At 75.1% G+C, this 6,530-nt stretch carries 8 protein-coding genes; 7 read left to right on the top strand and 1 reads right to left on the bottom strand.

What is annotated here, in order from left to right:
- Window positions 1-185: 185 nt before the first annotated feature.
- From AB0O82_RS38380 to AB0O82_RS38410, 7 genes are all read left to right on the top strand, one after another.
- A complete protein-coding gene (locus AB0O82_RS38380) occupies window positions 186-458 on the top strand; it encodes a hypothetical protein (RefSeq protein ID WP_363375417.1) in 273 nt (90 codons plus the stop codon).
- A 74-nt stretch (window positions 459-532) separates the two neighbouring features.
- Window positions 533-799: a hypothetical protein gene (locus tag AB0O82_RS38385; RefSeq protein WP_363589657.1), complete on the top strand. Its 267-nt coding sequence runs from the start codon at window positions 533-535 to the stop codon at window positions 797-799.
- A gap of 77 nt (window positions 800-876) precedes the next feature.
- Window positions 877-1,284: a winged helix-turn-helix domain-containing protein gene (locus tag AB0O82_RS38390; protein WP_363589659.1), complete on the top strand. Its 408-nt coding sequence runs from the start codon at window positions 877-879 to the stop codon at window positions 1,282-1,284.
- Between the two features lie 87 nt (window positions 1,285-1,371).
- Complete coding sequence (locus AB0O82_RS38395; protein ID WP_363589661.1) at window positions 1,372-1,833, top strand: hypothetical protein; 462 nt, start codon at window positions 1,372-1,374, stop codon at window positions 1,831-1,833.
- Window positions 1,830-2,195, top strand: a complete 366-nt coding sequence (locus tag AB0O82_RS38400) for a glyoxalase (protein ID WP_363589663.1) — start codon at window positions 1,830-1,832, stop codon at window positions 2,193-2,195. Before AB0O82_RS38395 ends, AB0O82_RS38400 begins: the two co-directional genes overlap by 4 nt.
- 289 nt (window positions 2,196-2,484) lie before the next feature.
- A complete protein-coding gene (locus tag AB0O82_RS38405; protein WP_363589665.1) occupies window positions 2,485-4,242 on the top strand; it encodes an ABC transporter permease subunit in 1,758 nt (585 codons plus the stop codon).
- A gap of 33 nt (window positions 4,243-4,275) precedes the next feature.
- Window positions 4,276-5,685 (top strand): nitrate/sulfonate/bicarbonate ABC transporter ATP-binding protein, encoded by a 1,410-nt coding sequence (locus AB0O82_RS38410; RefSeq protein WP_363589667.1) that lies wholly within the window; start codon window positions 4,276-4,278, stop codon window positions 5,683-5,685.
- 8 nt (window positions 5,686-5,693) lie between these two features.
- Here the strand turns inward: AB0O82_RS38410 and AB0O82_RS38415 are convergent, their stop codons facing one another.
- A complete protein-coding gene (locus AB0O82_RS38415; protein WP_063349734.1) occupies window positions 5,694-6,110 on the bottom strand; it encodes a metalloregulator ArsR/SmtB family transcription factor in 417 nt (138 codons plus the stop codon).
- Window positions 6,111-6,530 lie beyond the last annotated feature (420 nt).

Consider the following 6,530-nt stretch of genomic DNA (forward strand, 5'->3'; position numbering starts at 1 on the left):
AAGGTCGGCATGGGCGCCCTGCGCGCCTACCTCCTGGTCGCGATGGTGATGGTCATCATCAAGATCGTCCAGACCGCGCTCAACCACTGAGCCGCCGCCGGGGCGGCGCCCGACAGTGCCGCCGCCCCGGCCCCGACCCGGAAACCTCGACCGCCCCGCACCCGGGGAAGGAAGGAAGTACGGCCATGCGCACCGCCCTTCACCACCACTGCCCGCGCGTCCGCCTCGCCCTGCACGACGGCGTCGAGAGGGACTACCGCCTCGACGACCCCGGCGCCTGCCCGCACTCCGGCACGCCCAACACCCGGGCCTCCGCGTACGAGCCGCGCGTGCACCTGGCCTACCTGCTGGCCCGCCAGGGCCACCGCCCGGACTGGCTCGCCGACTTCGCGGACCTCCCGCCGGCCGCCGCGCGCCGCCTCAGCCGCGCCGCCGCCCGCCACCGGCCGCACGGCTGACGCCCCGCCGACCGCACCACCCGCGCCCTCGCGCACCCCCTCCACCCGCCGCCCCGTCACGGAGGTGACCTGCCATGTCCATCGTCGCCGCGTTCCACCCCTCCCTCCCGTCCGCCGGCCGCGGCCGCCTGCGCGCCGCGCTCGCCGTCGTGGGCCGACGCCTGGCGGAGAGCCCGCTGGACAGCCCCGTCCTGCACGCCGTCACGGCCCAGGCCCCGGCACCGGCCGCCGCCTCCGCCGACCGCCCCGCCCGGCTGCGGGCCAGCTGGCGGACCGTCACGGCCCCGGACGGCACCGCCCGACTGGAAGCCTCCTGGCACCCCTGGCACCCCGCCCGCTGACCGGCCCGTCCCGATTCGTACAGATCCGCACCGACTCCGCACCGACTCCGCACCGACCCGCCGAAGGAGCATCCGCCATGGCCGTGCGCTACCCCAGGCTCGAAGCCATCTTCTCGGACCACACCGCCGCCGCCCCGCCCCGGCGTCCGCGCCCCGCCCCGGCCCCCCGGCCCGCCGTCGACCCGGACACCGGCCTGGTGGTGGACCCCGAACAGCGCACCGTCACCGTCGACGGGCAGCAACTGACCCTCCCCTACCTGGAGTTCGAGCTGCTCGCGCACCTGGTCGACAACCCGCTGCGGGTCCACTCCCGCCGCCAGCTGATGGAGGCGGTCTGGGGCCGGCCGGACACCGGCGACACCCGCACCATCGCCACCCACATCGCCCGGATCCGCCGCAAGCTCGGCCCCGGCCACCGGGAGGCGATCGCCACCGTCCGCCAGATCGGCTACAAGTACGACCCGCGCCTGACCCGCGTCGCCTGACCGCCGTCCGGCCGCGCCGCCCGAGGCCCGATCGCCCGCCCCGGCGGCACCCCACCGGCCGCCACCCCACCGAAGGAGGACACCGTCGTGACCAGAACCGCCCTGTTCCCCTGGACCAGCAGAGGGACGGCGCTGTGCGGCGTCCTGCTCCTCCTCACCCTCCAGGGGATCGCCGTCGGCGTCGCCCCGGGGCGGCTGCGGATCTTCCTCTCCGGCGTGCTCATCGGCGCCTCGGCGGCCGGGCTGCTCCTCGCCCTGCTGCTCGCCCGCAGCGGGCGCGGCACCGCCCGACCCGCCGCCCCCGACGAGGACGACACCCAGTGGTTCAGCGCCCGCTCCCTGGACGGGTTCCCGATGGAGCAGGTCCGACCGCTGCTGCTGTCGCCCGGCGCCCCCGGCCTGAACCGGCTCTACACCGCCTGGGTGTTCGCCACCCACGGGCACGACCCCCAGTGGATCGCCCACCACCTCGACCTGTCCACCCCGACCGCCCGGCTGCTGGTCACCGCGGCCCGGCACCACACCGCTCCCGAGAGGAGGCCGCAGTGATCACGGCCCTCGACCACGTCCAGCTCTCCGCACCCCCCGGCAGCGAGGCCCTGCTGCGGGCCTTCTACGGCGACGTCCTGCAGATGGCCGAGATCCCCAAGCCCCGGCCGCTGACCGCGGGCGGCGGCTGCTGGTTCGCCGCCGACGGCGGCCGGGTCCGGCTCTACCTCGGCATCGAGGAGCGCTTCCGCCCCAGCACCAAGGCCCACCCCGGGATCGCGGTCTCCGAGATCGACGACTTCGCCTCGCGGCTGTCCGAGCTCGGCGCGCTCGTGGTGTGGGACGACAGCCTGCCGCCCCGGCGCCGCTTCTACACCACCGACCCCGTCGGCAACCTGCTGGAGTTCGTCGAAGCGGCCTGAGCCGGCGCGCGGAGGAACCCCGGATCCATTTGCCTACGGACGTACCCGAGGAGCAGACTGCCCGGGGCCCGCAGGACGGGCCGGGACGACACCAGACGACACCACCGGAGGAGGCGGCCATGGGCGAAGACCCTCCCAGTACGCGCCGCCGTACCGGCCGCCTCCCCCACGCCCGACCGCGCGCCTGACGCAACGGCCCGGGGGGACGCGGCGTTCGTCCCGATCCCGCTGACGTCGCACGCACCTCTCCCGACCCCGGGGCCCCGGGTGCGCGCCGGAGGTGCACCCCATGACCCTGCCGAAGCCGGCCCCGGGCGCCGCCCGGGGCTCACTGCCGTCCCGGACGGCCGCCCGCCTGGCCCGGATGACCTGGGTGGACGCGCTCGTCGCGGCCGCCGTCCTGGTGCTGCTCTACCTCGCGCTGCGGGTCGGGCAGGGCACCACCGTCCGGTTCTCCACCGGCCGGAACGCGGCGGTCGACACCGACCCGGCCCGGCTGCCGTACGACGCGGCCCGCTCGCTGCTGCGGATGTTCGCCGCGCTCGCCGTGTCGGTGGTCTTCACCTTCGGCTACGCCTACGCCGCGGCCCGCAGCCGCCGGCTGGAGCGGGTCCTGATCCCGGCCCTGGACATCCTCCAGTCGGTACCGGTGCTCGCCTTCCTGACCGTCGCGGTGACCGGCTTCCTCGCCCTGTTCCCCGGCTCCGTACTGGGCCTGGAGTGCGCGGCGGTGTTCGCCATCTTCACCTCCCAGGCCTGGAACATGACCTTCGGCTTCTACTGCTCGCTGGTCTCGCTGCCGCCCGAACTCGACGAGCTGTCACGCTCGTTCCGCTTCACCCGGTGGATGCGGTTCTGGAAGGTCGAACTGCCCTCGGGCATGATCGGCCTGGTCTGGAACGGCATGCTGAGCTTCGGCGGCGGCTGGTTCTTCCTGGTCGCCTCCGAGGCGATCAGCGTCGACAACCAGCGCTACGCGCTGCCCGGGGTCGGCTCCTACGCGGGCGCGGCCATCGCCGCCGGCGACCTCGGCCGGGTCGGCTGGGCGATCGCCACCATGGCCGTCCTGGTGGTCGGCGTCAACCTGCTGTTCTGGCGCCCGCTCACCGCCTGGGCCGAACGCTTCAAGAACGAGCAGTCCGAGGCCACCGAGGTGCAGCGCTCCGTCGTGCTGGACCTGCTGCGCCGCTCCCACTGGCCCGGGCTGCTCGGCCGGCTGCTGCGCCCGGGGTGGCGGGCGCTCTCCCGGGCCGGGCGCCTGCTGGGCACCGACGACCGCCCGCTGGCCGTCGACCCCGGGCGGCGGCGCGCCGGGGACACCGCCTTCGCCGCCGTCGCCGGCGGCCTCGTGCTCTGGGGCCTGGTCGACCTCGGCCGCTACCTGCACGGCGCGACCGGCCTCGGCGTGTTCGGCGAACCGCTGCTGCTCGGCCTCGCCACCCTCGCCCGGGTCGTCGTCCTGGTGACCGTCGCCACCCTGGTCTGGGTGCCGGTCGGCGTGCGGATCGGCTTCTCCCCCCGGCTGACCCGGATCGCCCAGCCGCTGGTGCAGGTGCTCGCCAGCTTCCCTGCCAACTTCCTCTTCCCGCTGGTCGTGTGGCTGCTGCTGCGGACCGGGCTGTCGATCGACCTCGGCGGCGTCCTGCTGATGGCCCTCGGCGCCCAGTGGTACATCCTGTTCAACACCATCGCCGGCGCCATGGCCATCCCCACCGACCTGCGCGAGGCCATGGACGACCTGGGCGTGCGCGGCTGGCAGCGCTGGCGACGGCTGATCATCCCCGGGATCTTCCCGGCCTACGTCACCGGCGGACTCACCGCCTCCGGCGGCGCCTGGAACGCCTCCATCGTCTCCGAGGTCGTCACCTTCGGCGGCACCACGCTCACCGCCACCGGCCTCGGCGCGTACATCGCGCGGGCCACCGAGCACGGCGACTACCCGCACCTGCTCGCCGGGGTGGCGGTGATGAGCCTGTACGTCGTCGCCCTCAACCGGCTGCTCTGGCGCCGCCTCTACCGCCTGGCCGAGCGCCGCTACTCGCTCTGACCCGCGCCCGCTCCCCGCCCCGGAGGTCCCCGCATGCGCTTCCCGTTCCCGCGCGCCGCCCGCACCGCGCCGCCCACCGCCGCTGTGTTCTCCCCCGCAGACTCCTCCGACTCCCCCGACTTCCCCGGCTCCCCCGCCGACGGCGAGATCCTGCTGGAGACCGTCGGCCTCACCAAGGCCTACGCCGGCGCCGACGGCGCGCTGCCCGTGCTGTCCGGCATCGACCTCACCGTCCGGGCCGGCGAGATCGTCGCCCTGCTCGGCCGCTCCGGCTCCGGCAAGTCCACCCTGCTGCGCTGCCTGTCCGGACTGATCCCGCCCAGCTCCGGCACCGTCGCCTACCGCGGCACCCCGCTCACCGGCGCCAACCCGGGCAGCGCCCTGGTGTTCCAGACCTTCGCGCTGCTGCCCTGGCTGACCGTCCGGCAGAACGTCGAACTCGGCCTGGAGGCCCGCGGCGTGCCGCCCCGGGAGCGCACCGAGGCCGCCGTCCAGGCCATCGACCTGATCGGCCTGGCCGGCTTCGAGTCCGCCTACCCCAAGGAGCTCTCCGGCGGCATGCGCCAGCGCGTCGGCTTCGCCCGCGCCCTGGTCGTCGAACCGGACGTGCTGATGATGGACGAGCCCTTCTCGGCGCTGGACGTCCTCACCGCCGAGAACCTGCGCGGCGAACTGCTGGAACTGTGGGAGTCCGGCCAGTTCCCCACCCGCGCCGTCGTACTGGTCACCCACAACATCGAGGAGGCGGTCCTGATGGCCGACCGCATCGTCGTCCTCGGCTCCCGCCCGTACGGCACCATCCGGGAGACCGTCGAGGTCGACCTCGACCGGCCCCGCGACCGCGACGCCGCCGCCTTCGACGAACTCGTCGACCGGGTCTACCGGATCATGACCGGACGCCCCAAGGAGACCCGCCTGCCCGGCCGCGCCGACGGCGCCCGGCCCGACCGGCGCACCGTCGCCAACACCCCGCTGCCCACCGCCAGCGTGGACGGCCTCGCCGGCCTCGCCGCGATGATCGCCCACCGCGGCGGCTGCTGCGACCTCGCCGACCTCGCCGACGAACTCGGCCTCGACATCGACGACATGCTCCCCCAGCTCGACGCCCTCGACCTGCTCGGCTTCGCCGAGATCCACGGCGACGACCTGCTGCTCACCGAGGCCGGCACCGCCTTCGCCGGAGCCGACGTCCAGGAGTCCCGGACCATCTTCGCCGGAGCCGCGGTGGACGTCCCGCTGGTCCGGCTGATCACCAACGGCCTGCGCGGCCGCCCCGGCACCGCCGTGCACGCCGGCTTCTTCCGCGACCTGCTCGCCCACCACTACACCAGCGAACAGGTCGACCGGCAGCTGGAGACCGCCACCGACTGGGGCCGCTACGCCGGGCTGTTCGGCTACGACGCCGCCCTGCGGGAGTACCGGCTCGACGAGGAGACGCCCTAGGACGGGCCTCAGGCCTGGCCGGTGGCCGGGCGGCGGCGGGCGGAGCGGACGGCGCGGGCGAACGGCTGCTCGGCCGTCGCGGCGGCCGGGCCGGTACCGCCGCCGTCACCGCCGTCACCGCGCCCGGGCAGGTCGTTGGCGATCAGCGCCGCCTCCGTCAGCAGGCCGCGCACCTCGGCGGCCCGGTAGAAGATCCGGGTGCCCTCCCGGCGCGAGACGACCAGCCCGGCCGCCCGCAGCCTGGCCAGGTGCTGCGAGGTCGCCGCCACGTGCGCGCCCAGCAGCTCCGCCAGTTCGCTGACCGGCAGCTCCCGCCGGGTCAGCGCCCAGAGCAGCCGGTACCGGGAGGGGTCGGCGACCGCCTTCAGCACCGCGACCGCCCGCTCCGCCGCGTCCGTGTCCCACGCCTCTTCCTGCGCACCCATGCCAGGATCCTACCGAGCCGGCCCCGCCGCCCCGGCGGCGCCGAACCCGGTGCCGTCCGGCCGGGCGCGGGCGTCGACAGCGGGCGTACCCGGCGGGCGTCGACAGCGGGCGTCGATAGTGGGCCGATGGCCGGAGCTGCCAGGCTTCAGCCATCCTTTCAACCGCTGCCGACCGGCCGCACCGTCCAGGAGTTGGAGTCCGTACGAGATGATCGAGCACACCACGTTCCGTACCGCGGTCAGCGAATCGCACGAGCACAATCCCTGGGGCTGAGCGGCCTGGGTCCGCCTTCGGACGCCCGCCCGCCGGGCGGTGTCGGGGAGGACGGACCCGGCCGCCGTGGTCGGTGGGGCACCGCTGGACGAGCCGGCCCACCGTGACCCCTTCGCCTTCGAAGACCCGGTGCAGGTAGCGCACCG

It is taken from the genome of Kitasatospora sp. NPDC088264, assembly GCF_040685715.1.
In the GTDB taxonomy this organism is placed as follows: Bacteria; Actinomycetota; Actinomycetes; order Streptomycetales; family Streptomycetaceae; genus Kitasatospora.